This is a genomic window from Salinisphaera sp. C84B14 (genome assembly GCF_040361435.1).
Lineage (GTDB): Bacteria > Pseudomonadota > Gammaproteobacteria > Nevskiales > Salinisphaeraceae > Salinisphaera.
On sequence record NZ_APNL01000004.1, the window covers coordinates 123,487 to 142,795 of the forward strand.

At 63.6% G+C, this 19,309-nt stretch carries 15 protein-coding genes; all 15 read right to left on the bottom strand.

What is annotated here, in order from left to right:
- Positions 1-155: 155 nt before the first annotated feature.
- Complete coding sequence (locus tag C84B14_RS04695; RefSeq protein WP_353222237.1) at positions 156-908, bottom strand: SDR family NAD(P)-dependent oxidoreductase; 753 nt, start codon at positions 906-908, stop codon at positions 156-158.
- The gene (yihG, locus tag C84B14_RS04700; protein ID WP_348766060.1) at positions 905-1,840 is read right to left on the bottom strand and encodes a 1-acylglycerol-3-phosphate O-acyltransferase, YihG family; all 936 of its coding nucleotides are present in this window, start codon (positions 1,838-1,840) and stop codon (positions 905-907) included. Before yihG ends, C84B14_RS04695 begins: the two co-directional genes overlap by 4 nt.
- A gap of 92 nt (positions 1,841-1,932) precedes the next feature.
- A complete protein-coding gene (hemE, locus tag C84B14_RS04705; protein WP_353222239.1) occupies positions 1,933-2,979 on the bottom strand; it encodes a uroporphyrinogen decarboxylase in 1,047 nt (348 codons plus the stop codon).
- A 105-nt stretch (positions 2,980-3,084) separates the two neighbouring features.
- Complete coding sequence (pyrF, locus tag C84B14_RS04710; RefSeq protein ID WP_353222241.1) at positions 3,085-3,804, bottom strand: orotidine-5'-phosphate decarboxylase; 720 nt, start codon at positions 3,802-3,804, stop codon at positions 3,085-3,087.
- A 72-nt stretch (positions 3,805-3,876) separates the two neighbouring features.
- Entirely contained in the window at positions 3,877-5,313 is a 1,437-nt protein-coding gene (locus tag C84B14_RS04715) for a glutamate synthase small subunit GltD family protein (RefSeq protein ID WP_353222243.1), read from the bottom strand.
- 80 nt (positions 5,314-5,393) lie between these two features.
- Positions 5,394-9,851, bottom strand: a complete 4,458-nt coding sequence (gltB, locus tag C84B14_RS04720) for a glutamate synthase large subunit (protein WP_353222245.1) — start codon at positions 9,849-9,851, stop codon at positions 5,394-5,396.
- 248 nt (positions 9,852-10,099) lie between these two features.
- The gene (aroB, locus tag C84B14_RS04725) at positions 10,100-11,209 is read right to left on the bottom strand and encodes a 3-dehydroquinate synthase (RefSeq protein ID WP_353222246.1); all 1,110 of its coding nucleotides are present in this window, start codon (positions 11,207-11,209) and stop codon (positions 10,100-10,102) included.
- Entirely contained in the window at positions 11,206-11,715 is a 510-nt protein-coding gene (locus tag C84B14_RS04730; RefSeq protein WP_353222248.1) for an RDD family protein, read from the bottom strand. Before C84B14_RS04730 ends, aroB begins: the two co-directional genes overlap by 4 nt.
- Positions 11,712-12,242: a shikimate kinase AroK gene (gene aroK, locus C84B14_RS04735; protein WP_293627501.1), complete on the bottom strand. Its 531-nt coding sequence runs from the start codon at positions 12,240-12,242 to the stop codon at positions 11,712-11,714. Before aroK ends, C84B14_RS04730 begins: the two co-directional genes overlap by 4 nt.
- A gap of 177 nt (positions 12,243-12,419) precedes the next feature.
- On the bottom strand, positions 12,420-14,117 hold the full coding sequence (locus tag C84B14_RS04740) for an Ig-like domain-containing protein (protein ID WP_353222250.1): 1,698 nt from the start codon (positions 14,115-14,117) through the stop codon (positions 12,420-12,422).
- Between the two features lie 61 nt (positions 14,118-14,178).
- On the bottom strand, positions 14,179-16,266 hold the full coding sequence (locus C84B14_RS04745; RefSeq protein WP_353222252.1) for a type IV pilus secretin PilQ: 2,088 nt from the start codon (positions 16,264-16,266) through the stop codon (positions 14,179-14,181).
- 14 nt (positions 16,267-16,280) lie between these two features.
- On the bottom strand, positions 16,281-16,793 hold the full coding sequence (locus tag C84B14_RS04750) for a pilus assembly protein PilP (RefSeq protein ID WP_353222254.1): 513 nt from the start codon (positions 16,791-16,793) through the stop codon (positions 16,281-16,283).
- Complete coding sequence (locus C84B14_RS04755) at positions 16,790-17,431, bottom strand: type IV pilus inner membrane component PilO (RefSeq protein ID WP_353222256.1); 642 nt, start codon at positions 17,429-17,431, stop codon at positions 16,790-16,792. Before C84B14_RS04755 ends, C84B14_RS04750 begins: the two co-directional genes overlap by 4 nt.
- On the bottom strand, positions 17,428-18,042 hold the full coding sequence (locus C84B14_RS04760; protein ID WP_348766517.1) for a PilN domain-containing protein: 615 nt from the start codon (positions 18,040-18,042) through the stop codon (positions 17,428-17,430). The genes C84B14_RS04755 and C84B14_RS04760 overlap by 4 nt, the downstream gene beginning before the upstream one ends.
- Positions 18,039-19,118, bottom strand: coding sequence for a type IV pilus assembly protein PilM (gene pilM, locus C84B14_RS04765; RefSeq protein ID WP_348766518.1), 1,080 nt, complete (start codon positions 19,116-19,118; stop codon positions 18,039-18,041). Before pilM ends, C84B14_RS04760 begins: the two co-directional genes overlap by 4 nt.
- Positions 19,119-19,309 lie beyond the last annotated feature (191 nt).

Sequence of the window (19,309 nt, forward strand, 5' to 3'; positions counted from 1 at the left end):
GCGCTTGTCCAGAAGTGTTGTGTCGCCCATGAGAATCGAGGGCCTGTTAACGCTAACGCCAATCGTCGCGTTGCCTTCCGGAAATTCGCCAGCCGAGGCGAGATGTGGGGTGAGCCTAATGAACGACGCGGCGCTGCTATGCCGGGCGAATGGCTCTATAACCTCGCCAAGCGACGCATGATCGGGAAATAGGCGGCATAGGGCAGCCGCTGCAACAGCTTGACCGAGTAGGAAAGGCGCCGCGGGAAGGTGATTTCGAAACGCTTGGCCTCCAGCCCGCGTCGAATACGCCGTGCTGCGTCCTCGACGTCGATCATGAACGGCATGGGAAAGCGGTTCTTGTCGGTCATGGGGGTGCGTACGAAGCCGGGCGTAATCACGCTGATCGCGATGCCGTGACTTTCCAGATCGAGCTTTAGACCCTCGGCGAGGGCGATCATCGCGGCTTTGGAGGCGGAGTAGGGTGCCCCACCGGGCAGGCCGCGAAACCCGGCCACGCTCGCGGTCATGGCGATCTGGCCGCGGCCGCGTTCGAGCATGCCGGGCAACACCGCGCCGATGCCGTTGACCGTACCGCCATAGTTGACGGTCATGCGGTCCTGCACATCGGCCGCATCGAAGCGTGTGGCGTTGAACTGGCTGCCCACGCCGGCGTTGAGCACGGCGATATCGATCGGCCCCAGCTTTTGTTCGATTTCGACCACGACGCGCTCGTTGGCCTTCGTATCGGTTACGTCCAGCACGAAGGCATGAATGTCCTCGGGCGCGTCGGCGCGCAGGGCATCCAGTCGCTCGCGGTTGCGCCCGCTGGCGGCCACTCGCCAGCCGGCCGCGGCCATCTCCCGCGCCAGGGCTGCGCCGATGCCCGAGCTGGCGCCGGTGATCCAGATCAGCCCCTGCCTTTTCATGCGCTCTTGCCGACCTGGCTGAACCGGGTAGCCGAACGCCGCGGGTCCTGCAGGGCAGCCACTTCGATATCCTTTTCAGCCCAGCGCTGTTCGAGCCACTGCTTGAAGCGCCGGCGGTAATCGGCATCGCCCATGTAATCGCCGGAGAGCAGGTCGCGGGGCACGTCGAGACGGCGTACCCGAATGACCACTTCGTCGATCCGCCCGCAGAGCATGTCCCAGAACTTCGGCTCCGGCGTGTTCACATAGGCCACGGTCATGTCGAGCACGCCGTCGAGCACATCGTGCATGGCATTGAGGGTAAAGGCGGTACCCCCGGCCTTGGGCGGCATCAGCGCTTCATAGGGCGAGTTCACCGCCCGGCGCTTGGCAGCGTTGGAGCGCGTGCCTTCGGCATAGTTGACGATGGTGACCGGCCAGTCGCGAAAGGTCTCGCAGGAGCGGCGCACGGTTTCCATGTCGCGGGTACGCAGGGCCGGGTTCTTTTCGATCTCGGCCCGGCTATGGCGTTTCATGAACGGGAAATCCAGCGCCCAGCAGGCCATGCCGACGACCGGCAGCCAGCGCAGCTGTTCCTTGATGAAATAGCGCGGGAAGGGCAGTTGCGGCTCGATCACATGACAGAGCAGCATCACATCGGCCCAGCACTGATGATTGGAAATCACCACGTAGCGCCCGTGCGGGTCGTCGGGTACCTGTTGCTCGTAGCTGACCCGGGTCCGGCCCATGCCGAGAATGCAGGCGTTGATGCCGCGTGCCCACCAGCGCGCCACCCACAGCACCGCGTGCGTGGCCGGTTTTTTCACCGCGGGCCAGGGCGCAAGCAGTTTGGCCAGGCTGGTCGGCAACAGGGGAATGAAGCCGAGCAGGGTGACCAGCACCATGCCGATGACGGCGATTACACCGCGAATGTTTTGTAGCGCGCGCTTCATACAGGCGTATTAGACGAATTTCGGACAACGAAGTCGGCAATGTAACGGTTGCCGATGACAAGGCCAAGCCAGCGGCACGCCGGGGCGGGCGTTCAGCGCGCCGAAAACTCGTGGACAGCGTCGACCAGCGCGGCGACGTGGTCGGGATTGACCTGTGGCGTCACGCCGTGGCCGAGGTTGAACACGTGCCCCGGGTGATCACCAAAACGGTTGAGCACGTCAGCCACGTTTTCACGGATGACCTCGGGCCTGGCATAGAGCATGGCCGGGTCGAGGTTGCCCTGCAGGGCAACCCGGTCGCCGACGCGTGCGCGCGCTTCGTCGATATCGATAGTCCAGTCCAGGCCGAGCGCATCGCAGCCGGTAGCGGCCATGGCTTCCAGCCAAGGACCGCCGCCCTTGGTGAACAGGATCACGGGCACCTTGGTGCCGTCCGGGGCGTCCTCGAGCTGTTCGACGATGCGCTGCATGTAGGCCAGCGAGAATTCGCGATAGGCTGCGGGGGTCAGCACGCCGCCCCAGGTATCGAATATCTGCACCGCCTGCGCGCCGGCCGCGATCTGTGCATTGAGATAGGCCGCGACCGAGCGCGCGAGAATATCCATGAGCTGATGCAGGGACGCCGGCGCGTTATACATCAGCGCCTTGATGTGCTGATAGTTTTTCGACGGGCCGCCTTCGACCATATAGGTGGCCAGCGTCCACGGGCTGCCGGCAAAGCCGATCAGCGGCGTCTTGCCGTCGAGCTCGCGGCGAATCAGGCGCACGGCGGCGGGTACGTAGCCGAGGCTGTCCTCGATATCGGGTACGCGCAGTTTCGCGATTTCGTCCGGCGTGCGCACCGGATGGTGGAAATGCGGGCCTTCGCCGGCGACGAAATGCAGGCCCAGGCCCATGGCTTCCGGAATCGTGAGGATGTCCGAAAACAGGATCGCGCCGTCTAGGGGGAAGCGTCGCAGCGGCTGCAGCGTGACCTCGCAGGCCAGTTCCGGGTTCTGACACAGGTCGAGAAAACTGCCCGCCTGTTCGCGCAGCTTGCGGTATTCCGGCAGGTAGCGCCCGGCCTGACGCATGAGCCAGACGGGGGTGACATCAACGGGTTCGCGCTTGAGCGCACGCAGCAGACGATCGTGGGACATAAAGCACTCGCAACGCACGCGACGTTCGGCCGCGCGAAGAATGGGACGCCGCGCAGTTTAACGGCTTGGCCCGGCGGGGCATACCGCGCAGGCGGGCAGGGGAGGTTAACGCGCCGCGACCGCCTGGCTTATTTCGTCCTGGATCGCCAGCGCCGCGGCGCGTGGATCGTCGGCGTTTCGAATTGGGCGGCCGACCACCAGGTAATCCGCCCCGGCAGCGATCGCGGCGGTGGGTGTCATCACGCGTTTCTGATCATCAGGCACGCGTTCGTCGTTGGCCACGGGCCGGATGCCCGGCGTGACCGCGATCAGCTTCTCGGGGGCATGGGCGCGCAGGTTGGCGACTTCCATGCCGGACGAAATCACGCCGTCGCAGCCGGCCTCGAGCGCACGCTTAGCGCGCGAAAGCACCAGCGACTCGATATCGCAGGCAAAGCCCATATCGTCGAGATCGCCCTGGTCGAGGCTGGTCAGCGCGGTGACGGCGAGAATACGCGAGTCGCCGCTGCGTGCTTCGGCGGCCGCTTCCATGACCTGCTGGTTGCCGTGCACGGTGATGAAGTCGATATCGCGCGCGCACAGGCGACGCACCGCGGCGGCCACCGTCGCCGGCACGTCGAATAGCTTAACGTCCACGAAGACCTTCTTGCCACGGGCCTTGAGCCAGTCGACCAGCTCGAAATAGCCCGGGGCCATGGCCAGTTCCAGCCCGACCTTGTAGAAGCTCACCGCGTCGCCCAGCTGGTCGACAAGCGAGCGCGCGTCCTCGACGTCGGGCACGTCGAGCGCGAAGATCAGGCGATCGGTATCGGCAATGGGGCGCACGGGCGTGCTCCGGTCAGCGGTCTAGTCTGCGGCGCGTGGCAAAGCCGACGCGCCGCCTCAGAAGGCGATCGATCAGGCCGCGTTGCCGGATTCGCCGACGCCCACCTGCAGATAGTCGAGGATGCCCTTGGCGGCTTCACGGCCCTCGAACACGGCGGTAACCACCAGATCGGAGCCGCGCACCATATCGCCGCCGGCAAAGATCTTCGGGTTGGTGGTCTGGTACTTGAAGCGGCCCTTCTCGGGGGCAATCACGCGCCCACCGTCGTCGATATCCACGCTGTGGGTATCGAACCATTCCTGCGGGTTCGGGCGAAAGCCGAAGGCGATGATCACGCGATCCGCCTCTATGACTTCTTCGGTGCCAGGCACCGGCTCGGGCCGACGCCGGCCGCGCTCGTCCGGTGCGCCCAGCTTGGTGGTAACCACCTTGATGCCTTCGACCTGAGTGTCGCCGACGATTTCCACCGGCTGGCGGTTGAACATGAACTCCACGCCTTCCTCGCGCGCGTTCTGGAACTCCCGCGCGGAGCCGGGCATGTTTTCGGCGTCGCGACGATAGGCACAGATGACCTTCTTGGCACCCTGGCGGATCGAGGTGCGGTTGCAGTCCATGGCGGTATCACCGCCGCCGAGCACCACCACGCGCTCACCGCGCATGTCGATGAAGTCGCGCGGGTTCTTTTCCAGACCCAGCTCGCGGTTGATGTTGGCCACAAGGAAGGGCAGCGCTTCGTGCACGCCGTCGAGATCCTCGCCGGGAAAACCGCCTTTCATGTAGGTATAGGTGCCCATGCCGAGGAACACGGCATCGTATTCCTCCATCAGGTCTTCGATCTGGACGTCCTTGCCCACTTCGCAGCCCAGGCGGAATTCCACGCCCATGCCTTCCATGACTTCGCGACGGGTCTCGACCACGTCCTTTTCGAGCTTGAAGGGGGGGATGCCGAAGGTCAGCAGGCCGCCAATACGCGGATACTTGTCGAACACCACGGCTTTCACGCCGCTGCGTACCAGGATATCGGCCGCGCCGAGGCCGGCCGGGCCCGCGCCGATTACGGCGACTTTCTTGTCGGTCCAGACGACGTTCGAGACGTCCGGGCGCCAGCCCTGCTTGAAGGCCTCGTCGGTGATGTATTTCTCGACCGAGCCGATGGTGATGGCGCCAAAGCCATCGTTCATCGTGCAGGCGCCTTCACACAGCCGATCCTGCGGACAGATACGACCACAGATCTCGGGCAGGGTGTTGGTCGCGTGCGACAGCTCGGCGGCCTCGAACAGGTTGCCTTCATTGACCAGCTTCAACCAGTTCGGAATGTAGTTGTGGACCGGGCATTTCCATTCGCAGTAGGGATTGCCGCAGGAAATACAGCGTCCGGCCTGCTGCGACGCCGTTTCCTTGTCGAACTGGCCGTAGATTTCGGCGAATTCGTGGATGCGTACCGGCACCTCGACCTTTTTCGGGTCCTGGCGCGGCATGTCGAGAAACTGCAAATGATTCTTTGCCATTGCTAACCTTTAGTCGTTACGCAGCCCGCGCCGCGCCTGCCCTGGGGCAGGCGCGTCCAGGCCTTGTGTCTGCGGCGTGATCAGGCCGCGCGATTGAGCGTATCCAGAATCGTTTCCACGCTTTCGGCCTTGGGCTTCACCAGCCAGAACTGGCCAATGTAGTCGCGGAAATCCTCGAGGATTTCCGCGCCCCAGGCGCTACCTGTTTCGGCCACATGGGCCTCGATCATCTCCCGCAGGTAGTGGCGATGGGCTTCCATGTTTTCGGAAACCAGCCGATGGATATCGATCAGCTCATGATTATAGCGGTCGACGAACTCGCGCTTCTCATCCAGCACGTACGCCAGGCCGCCGGTCATGCCGGCACCGAAGTTCACGCCGGTATGGCCGAGCACGACCACGCAGCCGCCGGTCATGTACTCACAGCCGTGATCGCCGATGCCTTCCACCACGGCCGTTGCGCCGGAGTTGCGCACGCCGAAGCGTTCGCCGCCCATGCCGGCGGCATAAAGCGCGCCACCGGTGGCGCCGTACAGGCAGGTGTTGCCGATGATGGCTGCATCGCGAGCCACGAAACCGGCATCCCGCGAGGGGCGGATTACCAGCCGCCCGCCGGCCATGCCCTTGCCGACATAGTCGTTGGCGTCGCCTTCGAGATACATATGCAGGCCGCCCGCGTTGAACACGCCGAAGCTCTGGCCGGCGGTGCCGGTAAGCTTGAGCGTGATCGGCGCGTCCTCCATGTCCAGATTGCCGTGGCGGCGGGCGATCTCCCCGGACAGCCGCGCGCCAAGCGAGCGGTTGTTGTTGTGCACTTCGTATTCGAAGGTGCCACCGGTCTTGTTTTCGATCGCATCCAGCGCATCCGCGACCATCTGTTCGGCCAACTCGCCCTTGTCGAAGGGTTCGTTATGCGGATCCAGGCACTGGGTCGGGATATCGTCGGCCAGGCCGCCCTTAGACAGGATCGGCGACAGATCGAGACCCTGCTGCTTGGCGGTTTCGCCGGGCAGGATCTCGAGCAGGTCCGTACGCCCGATCAGTTCACCCAGCGAGCGCACGCCGATCTTGGCCATCAGTTCGCGGGTGTCCTGGGCGATGAAGCCGAAGAAGTTCTGCACCATCTCGGGGATACCGATGAAGTGGCGCTCGCGCAGCACCTCGTTCTGGGTCGCGACACCCGTCGCACAGTTGTTGAGATGGCACACGCGCAGGTATTTACAGCCGAGGGCGACCATCGGGCCGGTGCCAAAGCCGAACGACTCGGCACCCAGAATCGCGGCCTTGATCACGTCGAGGCCGGTCTTGAGGCCGCCGTCGGTCTGCACCCGCACCTTTTCGCGCAGGTCGTTGGCGCGCAGCGTCTGCTGGGTTTCGGACAGGCCGAGCTCCCACGGTGTGCCCGCATAGCGCACCGAGGTGAGCGGGGAGGCGCCCGTGCCGCCGTCGTAGCCGGAAATGGTGATCAGGTCGGCATAGGCCTTGGCCACACCGGCTGCGATCGTGCCCACACCGGGGCCCGACACCAGCTTGACCGATACCAGCGCCTGCGGATTGACCTGCTTGAGGTCGAAAATCAGCTGTGCCAGATCCTCGATCGAGTAAATGTCGTGATGCGGCGGCGGCGAGATGAGTGCCACGCCCGGCTTGGAATAGCGCAGGCGGGCGATCATTTCGTTGACCTTATGCCCGGGCAGCTGGCCGCCTTCGCCGGGCTTGGCGCCCTGGGCGATCTTGATCTGCAGCACTTCGGCGTTGACCAGATAATGCGGCGTCACGCCGAAACGGCCCGAAGCCACCTGCTTGATCTTCGACATCTTATCGGTGCCGTAGCGGGCCGCGTCCTCGCCACCTTCGCCCGAGTTCGAGCGCCCGCCCATGCGGTTCATGCCCTGGGCCAGCGATTCATGCGCCTCCGGCGACAGGGCACCGAGCGACATGCCGGCCGAGTCGAAGCGCGGCGTGATGTCTTCGATGGGCTCGACGTCGTCGATGGAGATCGGCTCGATATCGTCGCGCAGCTTGAACAGGTCGCGCAGCACCGACACGGGCCGGCCCTGCACGATATCGGCGTACTCGCGATACTTGTCGTAGTCGCCGGTGTATACAGCGTCGTGCAGGGTGGCGATCACGTCCGGGTTGTAGCAGTGGTATTCCTGCCCGTGCACGAACTTGAGCAGCCCGCCCTGGTTGATCGCCACGCGCGGATTCCAGGCGTTCTGTGCCAGGCGCGCGATATCGGCCTGCAGATGCGCGAAGCCGGCGCCCGAGATACGGCTGACCGTACCCTTGAAACAGGTTTCGGTGACCTCTTCATCGAGGCCGACGATCTCGAACAGCTGGGCGCCGCGGTAGCTGGTGACCGTGGAAATGCCCATCTTGGACATGATCTTGTACAGACCCTTGTTGATGCCCTTGCGATAGGTCGCACAGAGCTCGTCCGGGTCGCGGCTGTCGACCTGGCCGCAGCGCACAAGATCGTTGAGGCTTTCGTAGGCCAGATACGGATGGATCGCGCTTGCACCGTAGCCGATCAGGCAGGCGAAGTGGTGCGCATCGCGCGCGCTCGCGGTATCCACAACCAGATTGGCGTCACAGCGCAGATTCTCGCGCGTCAGGCGATGATGGATCGCACCCGTGGCCAGCAGCGCCTGAATCGGCAGCTTGCCCTGTTCGATCTCGCGATCGGAGAGCACGATGACCGTCTTGCCTGCCTTGACCGCATCCACCGCCTGATCGCAGATGGTCGCGATCGCGTCGGCCAGTGCGGTGTTCGCGTCGTAGTTCAGGTCAATGAGGGTGTGCGCGTAGTCTTCGTCGTCGATCGACAGCAGGCGCCGGAACTTGCCCGTGGACAGCACCGGCGAGTCCACGACCAGGCGCTTGGCGCGTTCCTCGTTTTCCTCGAACACGTTGCGTTCGCGACCGAAGCAGGTCTCCAGCGACATGACGATGCGCTCGCGCAGCGAGTCGATCGGCGGGTTGGTGACCTGGGCGAACTTCTGGCGGAAATAGTCGTAGACCACGCGGTCCACGCGCGAGAGCACCGGGAACGGCGTGTCGTCGCCCATGGAGCCGGTGGCTTCCTGGCCGGCCTCGGCGAGCGGACGCAGCACCTGGTCGCGCTCTTCGAACGAGACATGGAACAGCTTTTCGTAGACCTTGACCTGCTCGCGCTCCATCCAGGCTTCGTCGCGGGTGTCGGCCAACCGCGATTCGAGCATGCGCGCGTTCTTTTTCAGCCACTGCTTGTAGGGCGCACGACTGGCCAGGCGACGGTCGATTTCCTGGGGCTTGATCAGTTCGCCGTTTTCCGTATCCACGGCGATCATGTCGCCGGGCTTGAGGCGGCCCTTGGCGACCACGTCGGCCGGGTTGTAGTCCCAGACGCCGATTTCCGACGCCAGGGTGATATGGCGATCCTCGGTGATCACATAGCGCGCCGGGCGCAGCCCGTTGCGATCCAGGCAGCAGGCGGCATAGCGTCCGTCGGTGAGCACGATGCCGGCCGGGCCGTCCCAGGGCTCCATATGCATGGAGTTGTATTCGTAGAAGGCGCGCAGGTCGGCCGACATGTAGTCGACGTTCTGCCAGGCCGGCGGCATCAGCAGGCGCATGGCATAGAAGATGTCCATGCCGCCGGCAAGCAGCACCTCGAGCATGTTGTCGAGGCTTTGCGAATCCGAGCCGGTGGTAGATACCAGCGGCAGGATCGATTCCAGATCGGGCAGCTTGTCGGAGGCGAACTTGTTAGCGCGCGCGGTCGACCAGTTGCGGTTGCCGGTGACCGTGTTGATCTCGCCGTTATGGGCCAGATAGCGAAACGGCTGGGCCAGACGCCACTGCGGCAGCGTATTGGTGGAAAAACGCTGGTGGAAAACACACAGCGAGGTTTCCAGGCGTTCGTCGGCCAGGTCCTTGTAGAACACCGGCAGATAGCTGGGCATGACCATGCCCTTGTACGACAGCACATGCGCGGACAGCGACGGCACGTAGAACACGTCGTCGTCGGGCAGGGCGTTTTCGGTACGCCGACGCGAGAAGACCAGCTTGGACTCGAACAGCGCGTGGTCCATATCGGCCGGCGCGTTCACGAACAGCTGCTCCAGATGCGGCAGCGTTTCCAGGGCCTCGTTGCCGCAGGCGGACTGTGCATCGATCGGCACCTCGCGCCAGCCCGCAACCTTCAGCCCCTCGGCCTCGAGTTGGCGGCCCAGCTCGGTCTTGGCGGCCTCGCGCAGCTCGGCGTCGGGGTTCAAGAAGACGATACCGCTGGCGTAATGATCCGCGAGTTCGATGCCGGCTTCGGCTGCGATGGTGCGCAGGAAGGCATCCGGCTTTTTCATCAGGATGCCGCAGCCGTCGCCGGTCTTGCCGTCGGCTGCGACCGCGCCGCGATGGGTCAGCCGTTCGAGCGCGCCGATGGTGGTTTCGACCAGCCAATGGCTCGGCTGGTTGTCCATATTCGCGATCAGGCCGAAGCCGCAGGCATCTCTCTCGAACTCCGGAGAATAGAGTCCGCCTTTCAACTGGTGCATTTTAAGTCCTCGGGTCAGATTCGGCGCGATCGAGGGCAATTCCCGGATGCCGAATGCCGTATCGGAAATCATGTGCCGCGGCTTTCGCCGCCTGGATGGTCACACTATACGGCGCAACGGGCCGTTCTGATGTCGCAGCCCGTTTCGAGCGCCGGTAACGAACCCACGTTGAACAAAAGTATAAAAGGCGGCCGATGCGCAATCAATCGGCCCGCACAGGCAACGACGAAGAAACGTTATAGAAACGGTTAATTTTCGAAATACCGTTTCAGGGTTTCATCGAGCGCGTCGCCGTAGTCGCGCGTGACCACGGCATGACCGATATCGCGCATGAGCACGAGCCGCAGCGTGCCGGCGGTGACCTTCTTGTCGCGCGCCATGAGCGCGCGAATACGCGCGCGCTCGAGTTCGCGCGGCGGTGCTGTCGGCAGCTGGGCAGCGGCGATGATGCGCTCGATGTGTTCGCACTGGCCCTCATCGAGCCAGCCCAGCCGGCGGGCGGTGTCGGCGGCCATGCACATGCCGGCCGCGACCGCTTCGCCGTGCAGCCATTCGCCATAACCCAGTTCGGCCTCCAGCGCGTGCCCGTAGGTATGGCCGAGATTGAGCAGGGCGCGCTGGCCGGCCTCGCGTTCGTCGGCCGCCACGACTTCGGCCTTGTTGGCACAGGAACGCCGGATCACCTCGATCAATGCATCGGCATCCCGGGCATTGATCGCGGCCATGTTCGCATCCAGCCAGTCCAGAAACGGGCGGTCGCGAATCAGACCGTATTTGATGACCTCGGCCATGCCGGCGGCGAATTCGCGGTTTGGCAGGCTGTCGAGTACGCCCACATCGGCGAGCACGCGGGTGGGCTGGTGGAAGGCGCCGATCATGTTCTTGCCCAGGCGATGATTGACGCCGGTCTTGCCGCCTACCGACGAATCGACCTGGGCGAGCAGGGTGGTAGGCAGCTGCACGAAATCGACGCCGCGCTGGTAGCTTGCCGCCGCGAAGCCGGCGATATCGCCGATCACGCCGCCCCCCAGCGCCACGATGGTGGCATCGCGGCCGTAGCCGTTCTCAAGCAGCCGGTCGTAGATCTTGTCGAGCGTGGCCAGCGTCTTGTACTGCTCGCCGTCGGGCAATACCAGCGTATCGACGTCGTGTTCGGCCGCTAGCGCTTTTTCCATGGCAGCCGCGTAGAGCGGGGCCACGGTTTCGTTGGTCACGATCAGCACGCGCTGGCCGCGTATCGCGCCGGCGTAGGCACTGGCCTGTTCGATGATGCCGCGAGCGATGACGATCTCGTAGCTGCGCTCGCCCAGATCGACGCGCAGCTCGGCACGCCCGGTGTTTTCGATTGCGACGCTCATGCCTGCCAGCGCTCCGATTGTTGTAACTGACCGTGAACGGTTTCGTCATCGGCCTGGCCGCTGCCCGTCTGCTCGCGGATGACCACGGTCTTGGCGAGCTTGTCGTGCCAGCCCTGCTTGCGCGGGTCGAAAGCGACCCAGAGAAGGCCCAGGCCGAGCGGCAGCGAGGAAACGAAATAGCCCAGGTAACGAATCACCAGCTGGCCGTTACCAGGCCGGCCGCCGGTGCGCGCGTCGACCACGCGCATACCCAACATCATCTTGCCGGGCGTGGCCTGGCGATAGATCCAGAACAGAACCACGGCCAACGCGGGCAGTACGTAGACGACCAGCACATGGGCCGGGCCCATGATCAACGGCCCTTCAGCGGCAAAGAAGGCAGGCCCATAGACTAGGCGCATGATGGGCGCGGTGATGCAGGCGATCAGGATCGAGTCGACCAGCGAGGCGAATACCCGTATCCAGAAGCCGGCATAGGCCGGCGCGTTGGCGGCCGGGGCCGTCACGCCGTGCCGATGGCCTCGAGCTGCTCGACGATCTCGCGTGCGAGCCGGCGTGCCTGTTGGTCGCCGGTGGCGACCACGACATCGGCGATCGAGCGATAAAGCGGATCGCGCTCTTCCATGAGCTGGGCCAGGGTGGCCTCGACATCGTCGCTGCCTTCCAGCAGCGGCCGGTTGTTGGCCTTGCGCGTACGCGCGATCTGCTGTTCCAGCGAGGTCTGCAGATAGACCACCACGCCGCGGGCCGAGAGCAGGTCGCGGGTGGATTCATCCAGAATCGCGCCGCCGCCCGTGGCCATGACCGTGTTCGGTTGCTCCGACAGCTCCGCAATCATCTCGCGTTCGCGCTTGCGAAAGCCGTCTTCGCCTTCCATATCGAAGATGAAGGAGATATCGACGCCCGTGCGCTTTTCGACCTCGTGGTCCGAATCCACGAAGGTCATGCCCTTGATTTCGGCGATGCGCCGGCCGATCGTCGTTTTGCCGGCGCCCATGGGGCCGACGAGATAAATGTTTGGGTTTGCTGCCATTGAACGACTTGAATCTCGGTAGAAAACAGATCGCGACGCCGTCATCCGCCCTGGCTGACGGCGAATAGAGTGGCCAGTACGTTAGTGTAACGCAGTCCGATGCTGCGCGCCGCGGTACCAAAAATGCGGCCAACAAAAAGCCGCCCTGCTGAGAGGGCGGCTTATATTAGCCAGCTCTTAGTTTTCCTGGGTTACTTGGGTATTCGAGCGGGTCACGATCCCACGCGGTGTGGTCACAGCGATCCGGAACGTTCCAGTTCCGCCTTCCGTACCCGGCTCAAGCGTGAAGTTCGCAACGTATGGCCCAGGCGCGTTGGAACTGTCGACAGTGTAGCTGGTTGGCCCGTCGATCTCACCCTGCGATGTAGTCGCGGCAATCGTCGTCTGCGCAGGCGGGCGCTGACCATTTTGATCTACTACGGACACCAGCACTGTGACCGGAGTATCCGAGAGAGCTATGTTTGCTGGAGAGATGTTGATTGTTTGGCTGGAGCCTGAAAATACGATTACGACTGAGTCGCGCACGTTAACCGAAGAAGCTCCGCTATCGGGGCACCCTTCGCCGCGGAAAATACCGTTGTAACGACCATCGCCGGACGAATAGCTGTTGTCGCCGTTTAGATCTATGAAAAACTCGCCGGAATCATAGCGGCCGTTTTCGTTCTCGTCCGCATACGCTTCGCCAAGATCAGTGAACGTATCTGCGCTATCGCAATCAAAACGGCCGTTGCCGTTGGTATCCACGAAGTCCTCTTCACCTGTAGCGGTCGCTAGCACGGTGACCCGACCGTCTGCCGGTTTTGGGTTCGTCGAGGTCAGCAAAACCGAGCATGATCCGCCTTCGGTTTCGCAACTTCCTTCCACAGTTCCGCCTTCGCTGGTGAAATTGACCGAGGTGCCGTCAGGTGCCGGGTTGTTGAATCGGTCGGCTAGGAAGGCGGTCAGAGTGGTGGGTGTGTCAACGAACCGGAGGCCTTCGATATTCAGGGTTTCGGCGCCTAGCGTCATGCTGCCGTTATCGGGAACGCCTGTGGTAATCGAAAGTCTGCTGGACTGGGAGGTTAGGTCCCGGCCGCCAGTTGTAGTGACGGTAGCCCTGACGCGTACGGTCGTAGCCACTGTCCCCGAAGTGATCGTAGTTCGAGCGATCCCGTTCGTGTCGGTTTGACTTGACTGGGCGCCAAGCGAGATCCCGCCGGTATCGCTACTTAGAGAAAAGTTCACCGACTGGTTCGGCGTTGCGTTGCCGTTATCATCGGTCACTTGGAATGAGACTTCCGACTGCTCGGGTAGCGAGCTTCCTGCGCCGCGGATCCCGAGTAGCGTATTGCTCACCGACTGAAAGCTCAGGGTGCCCGGAGCTGCCGATTCGGTTTCGATTGAAGTGCTTGCACGGTAAGTTGTTTGTTCGATGACCGCGGACGCGGTCACGGTATCGGCACCATCGCATCCACGCGCCGTGTATGTAGTGCGAGCCGAGCCGCCGGTGGTACTTGCGCTAGCAGGATCCACCTCGGCCAAGCCATCCGCAATACACGGTGAGGTGAATCGCACATCGACGTCGCTTGCAAGCCGATTGTCTTGCCCATCGACCAGCGCGACGCGTAATTCGCTTGTCGCCCCAGAAACAAGTTGGCGGGATGAAGCGTTTATAACGCCTTCCTGAAAGTTTCCATTGCCATCGAACGAACCGATACGCGTGGTAGACGATGGATTATCAGGATTGGTCGTTCCTCCGCCACCGCTACCCGAGCCGCCGCCCGACGAACCGCCGCCGTTGTCGTCGTCGCCGCCGGACGTGGAGCCGCCGCAGGCGGCGAGCGTAGCCGCGAGCGCCGTGACGGCGAGCAGTTGGTAAATGGTTTTCCCCGACATGTATTCCCCCTAGAAATATTGAAATCGTAACCGCTATCGGTTCATTCGGCCCGCAGCGCGGCTAGTTGCCGAGCGATAGCTGCTCTTTGAGTATCTTGGGTGTGACGAACAGCAGCAGTTCGCGTTTGTCGCGCTGGCTTTGGGTGCGACGGAACAGACCGCCGACCAGCGGAATCTCGCTCAGGATCGGAATCCGATCCGCCTGGTTGCGGTTCTCTTGTTCGTAGATGCCGCCGAGCACCACCGTATCGCCGTTATCGACCAGCACCTGGGTGGTCAGGCTGCGGGTGTTGATTGATGGCACGCTGCCGCCGCCCTGCACGGCGATCGTGTCGCCCTGGGTATCCTGAGTGACGTAGAGATCCATGATCACGCGCTCGTCGGGCGTGATCTGCGGGGTGACGGTCAGGCCGAGCACCGCCTCCTTGAACTGGACCGTGGCCGCGCCACTTGAGGCCGCTTCGAGGTAGGGGATTTCCACGCCCTGCTCGATCTTGGCTTCCTTGGCGTTGGCGGTGATCACCCGCGGCGCGGAGATGATTTCGCCGCGATTTTCCGATTCCAGCGCCGACAGGGCGAGATCCAGGTTGAAGGTGTCGCCGACAATGCTGGTGGTGATCGTGCCGGCCGGGTTGGTGACGGGCAGGTTGATGGTATAGCCGTTGTCGACCAGATAGTTGCCGCCGCTGGATGATTCGAAGGCGGCGTTGTCGGTGGCCGAGGACGACACGCCCAGGTTGCGCGAGAATTCCCGGTTGGCGACCACGATGCGCGATTCGATCAGCACCTGGCGGACCGGGATATCCAGGCGGTTGATGACGTTGCGTATCTCGTTGAGCTTGTCGCGGGTTTCGTTGATGAGCAGGCTGTTGGTGCGCTCGTCCACAGTGACCTGGCCGCGGTCGGAGAGCAGCGACAGTTCGCCGGTGGTGCTGCGCAACAGGGCGGCGAGTTCGCCGGCCCGGGCGTAGTTGATCTGGATGATTTCCGAGCGCAGCGGCGCGAGGTTGGTCGTGGCCTGCTGGGCGGCGAGTTCGGCCTGTTCGCGGGCGGCGATCTCGGCCAGCGGCGCGACCGTGATCACGTTGTTTTCACGGCGCATGCCCAGGCCCTTGGCCTGCAGGATGATATCCAGCGCCTGATCCCAGGGCACATCTTCCAGGCGCAGCGCGATATTGCCGCTCACGCTGTCGGAGACGACCATGTTCACGTCGGCCACGTCGGCCACGATCTGCAGCACGGCGCGCACGTCGATGTTCTGAAACGACAGGGAAATGCGCTGGCCGGTGTACTGGGGCTCCTGCGCTTCGCTTTCGGCCTTGTCGCTCGCGGTGATCGGCTGGAGCTCAATGAAGAACCGGTCGCCGGTCTGGTAGGCCACCTGTTCGAAATCCGCGCCCGATACCGGGGTGATCACGATACGGGTGTCGCCGTCGCGTTGCGTGGCGTCGATGGTTTTAACCGGGGTGGCGAAGTCCAGCACGTCCAGGCGGCGCTCGAGGGCGGCCGGCAGCTGTACGCCGGGTATGGTCGCGATGACCTGGCCGCCGCGTTCGCTCACGTCCACCGCGCCGTTGACCCCGTCCAGCGCGATTTCGACGCGTCCGGCCCCGTCCTCGCCGCGACGAAAATCGATATCGCGCACCCGCGGCCCGCGTACCGAGGCAGGAGCCGGTTGATAGCTGCTGTTGCCCGCCGACTGTGCGGCCGCCGACGCGGTCTGGGGGGCAACGTCGCCGCCGACGCCGATCACGATCGCATTGCCGTCGCGGTTGACGGTGTAGTCGGTCATTGAGGTGAGTTCGATGACCACGCGGGTGCGGTTGTCGCCTTCGGCCATCGCGACGGCCTCTACCGCGCCCTGGTCGATGCGCTGATAGCGTTGATCGACACCGAGCTCGGTGTCCGGCAGATCGATGGAAAGACGGGCCGGCTCATTGACGGTAAATACCGAAGGAATAGGCGCGCTTGTCGCCATCGTCAGACGGATGCTGACCTGACTGCCCCCGGTGGAAGCGGCATCGACGGCCGTGAGCGTGTTCGTTGCCGCCTGTGCTGTTGTGGCCCCGGCACACAGCAGGGCAAGGACCAGCCACTGCCGGGATACCCGACGCGTGAGCGAGGAAATGCGTGCAATCGGTCTGCTCATAGTCTGGTTCTCTTTCACCGCGAGGGGGCGATCGTGGCCGGGCGACGGATATAGCCGCCGAGACCGTCAGGTACGATTTCGGTTAGAAGGACGCCGTTTTCGGAAATGCCGTCGATTTCGCCGTAGTTCTGGCCGAGATGGGCGCCATGGGTCACGCGATACACCACGCCATCGGGCGCCTGTATGAGCGCGTAGGTCACGCCGCCGCTGGAAATGGTGCCGACCAGACGCAGCGCATCGAGCGGGAATGCTTCCAGCGCTTCGCGCGGGCGATCCACGTCGGGCGCGAGATCGTTGTTGCGATCGAAGTCGCGGCGCGGTGCGGTGGGCGTGAACGGCGTACGTCGCCCGCCGGGTTCGTAGCTGTACGGCGTATAGGGCGCGATTTCCGGTATCGGTTCGATCGGCGGGGCCGGGCGTTGCTTGACCTCGGCCACGAAATCCCGAAGGTCGCGATCGTCGCCGCCACAGCCTGCGAGCACCAGACACAGCCCGGCGATCGCACCCACTCGCTTGTATGCCCTCATTGTGACTGGCTCCCGGCGGGCTGGGTGGTATCGCCGGCATCCTCAAGATAGCGATAGGTATTCACGGTCATGCTCATGCGCAGATCGCCGCTGTCATCGCCTTCTTCGATCGGCTTGATCTCGACGTTTTCGATGGTGACGATGCGCGACAGCGCGGCCACCCCCGACACGAAGCGTCCGAGTTCGTGATAGGTGCCGGTCACGATCAGGTCGTTCGGCAGAATCGCGTAGAAGTCCTGGGGTACCTCGGCACGCGGCTTGAACAGTTCCTCTTCCAGACCGCTGGCAATTCGCGTCTGCGAAATGTCGTTGAGCAGGCTGGGTACTTCGGTCTTGCTGGGCAGCTGCTGGAGCAGGGCGCCGAACTGCAGCTCCATGGCCTCCAGCTGGGTGCGGTAGGCATCGAGATTGGCGACCAGGCGCTGCTTGGCTTCGAAGGTCTGCTTGAGCTCAGGCTCGCGGGCCGACACGCGTTCAAGCGTTTCCTGTTTGGGCAGTACGAAATACCAGGTGCCGATACCGATAATGACCGCGCAGACCAGCGCGATCGCGAAGCCGTAGGCCCAGGTTGGCCAGCTGCCGATATTGTTCTGATCGAGGCTGCGCAGCTCTTCGACGTATTCACTGAGACTCTTCATGAGCGCGGCGCCACTGGGTTGGTGGTATCGGCCTGGACGTCGTCGTTCGGATTCTTCTGGGGACTATCGCCCCGGACATTCAGGGTGAAGTCGGCATAGCGCTGCGGGCCATTCTCGCTGGACTTGATCACGATCAGGCGCGGGTCGGTGAACCAGTCGGAGGCGTCGAAGTTGACCATGTAGTCGGACACGCGCGCGTTCGATTCGGCGACCCCATCGAGGTTGGTGACGTTGCCTTTCTGGGCGAGGGCGGTGAGATAGACGCCGTTGGGAATGGTGTCGACCAGTTCGTCGAAATAATGAACGATGCCGGAGCGTGACTGCTGCAGCTGTTCGATGATGCGCATGCGCGTGATAAGGCTTTCACGCGTCTTCTGCAGCGCGCGAATCTCCACGATCTGGCGGTCGGCGATGGCGATCTGTTCTTCGAGATAGCGGTTGCGCGATTGCTGGATATCGGTGAGATGATCGTAGTAGAGCGTCGGCAGCACGATCACGAGCATCAGGCTCGCCAGTGCGGCCAGGGCCAGCGCACCGAGGAACTGCTTGCGCCGACGTTCGCGCGCGGCGGCGCGCCAGTCCAGAAGATTGATTCGAATCAAAGCGCTCATCGGATCGACCTCAACGCCAGACCGGTGGTCACCATCAACGATGCGGCTTCGTGATCGACGTGGTTACGTCGGGCTCGGCTGCTGGCGAGCATGCCGGCCAACGGGTTGCCAAGGGCGACCGGCCGGGACATATGCCGTGCCACCGCGCTTTCCAGGCCGGGGTAGAGGGTTGCCCCGCCTACGAGCACCACCTGGCCGACCGCCTCGTCGCGCGAGCTGGCGGAAATGTAGAACTGCAGCGCGCGTTCGATCTGGCCGGCCAGGCGTTCGGCGAAGTCCGATACGTCGCCGGCAATCGCGGCGCCGTCCAGTTCGCCGGTGCGCAGACGTGCGCGCAGCTGGTCGGTGTCCTTGAGTTCGTAGTGCTCGATCAGGCGCGTGGCCAGGCTATGGCCGCCGAACGACAGCTCGCGTGAATAGACATGGCGGCCCCGATGCTGAACGCTCAGCCGCGTCTGATGCGCGCCGACGTCGAACACCGCAACGCTGGCATCATGCGCCAGGGCGGGCGTCTGCTCGATGAGCAGGGTCGAGGCGTTCTGGAGCGCGTATTCCTCGACGTCCACGATCTTGACCTTGACCCCGGCCATGTCGAGCGCGCCGATACGGGTTTCGATGTTCTCGCGACGACAGGCAACCAGCAGAACCCGGTTGACGTCCGGGTTGGTCGGGTCGCGTTCGAGCACCTGAAAGTCCAGGTTCACTTCATCGATGGCGTGCGGGATGTACTGCTCGGCGTCAAAGCCGATCTGCTGTTCCATGTCCTCGTCGGACAGGTCGGCCGGCATGTCGATGATCTTGCTGATCACGGTCGGCCCGGATACCGCGATCGCGGCGTCGCGCGTACGGGTGCCGGCGCGCTCGAGCACGCGGGTCATGGTGGCGGCCAGCGCCTCGGGGTCGACGACCTGGTCGTCGGCCACCACGTCGGCGGGCAGGGCCTCGCTGGCATAGCTGAGTACGCGATAGGCGCCGGGCTTGCCGTCGAGTTCGAGCACCTTCACCCGCGTGGAACTGATGTCCACGCCCAGAAAAGGCCGCGTTCTCGGCTTGAAGATTTGCTCGAATCGCCCCATCCGACTCCCCCTGATCGGCCCACGCAACGGTTTCAGGCCTGCGGAACACCCCCGTGTCCGCTACCCCTCGGCCCGGTGTTGGCCGCGGCGCGAAATGCCGGGTCTAACTATACTCATGGCGGCCCGCTTGGCAATCCATGATTGCAGGTTTAAGCGTTTGAATCCGCGTGTCTAACGGTTATCGGCAGCTT

Coding starts and splice junctions, on each gene's coding strand:
- C84B14_RS04750 (WP_353222254.1), bottom strand. CDS start 16,793: ATGAGGGCATACAAGCGAGTGGGTGCGATCGCCGGGCTGTGTCTGGTG.
- C84B14_RS04755 (WP_353222256.1), bottom strand. CDS start 17,431: ATGAAGAGTCTCAGTGAATACGTCGAAGAGCTGCGCAGCCTCGATCAG.
- C84B14_RS04695 (WP_353222237.1), bottom strand. CDS start 908: ATGAAAAGGCAGGGGCTGATCTGGATCACCGGCGCCAGCTCGGGCATC.
- C84B14_RS04740 (WP_353222250.1), bottom strand. CDS start 14,117: ATGTCGGGGAAAACCATTTACCAACTGCTCGCCGTCACGGCGCTCGCG.
- C84B14_RS04760 (WP_348766517.1), bottom strand. CDS start 18,042: ATGAGCGCTTTGATTCGAATCAATCTTCTGGACTGGCGCGCCGCCGCG.
- gltB (WP_353222245.1), bottom strand. CDS start 9,851: ATGCACCAGTTGAAAGGCGGACTCTATTCTCCGGAGTTCGAGAGAGAT.
- yihG (WP_348766060.1), bottom strand. CDS start 1,840: ATGAAGCGCGCGCTACAAAACATTCGCGGTGTAATCGCCGTCATCGGC.
- aroK (WP_293627501.1), bottom strand. CDS start 12,242: ATGGCAGCAAACCCAAACATTTATCTCGTCGGCCCCATGGGCGCCGGC.
- pilM (WP_348766518.1), bottom strand. CDS start 19,118: ATGGGGCGATTCGAGCAAATCTTCAAGCCGAGAACGCGGCCTTTTCTG.
- C84B14_RS04715 (WP_353222243.1), bottom strand. CDS start 5,313: ATGGCAAAGAATCATTTGCAGTTTCTCGACATGCCGCGCCAGGACCCG.
- C84B14_RS04745 (WP_353222252.1), bottom strand. CDS start 16,266: ATGAGCAGACCGATTGCACGCATTTCCTCGCTCACGCGTCGGGTATCC.
- hemE (WP_353222239.1), bottom strand. CDS start 2,979: ATGTCCCACGATCGTCTGCTGCGTGCGCTCAAGCGCGAACCCGTTGAT.
- aroB (WP_353222246.1), bottom strand. CDS start 11,209: ATGAGCGTCGCAATCGAAAACACCGGGCGTGCCGAGCTGCGCGTCGAT.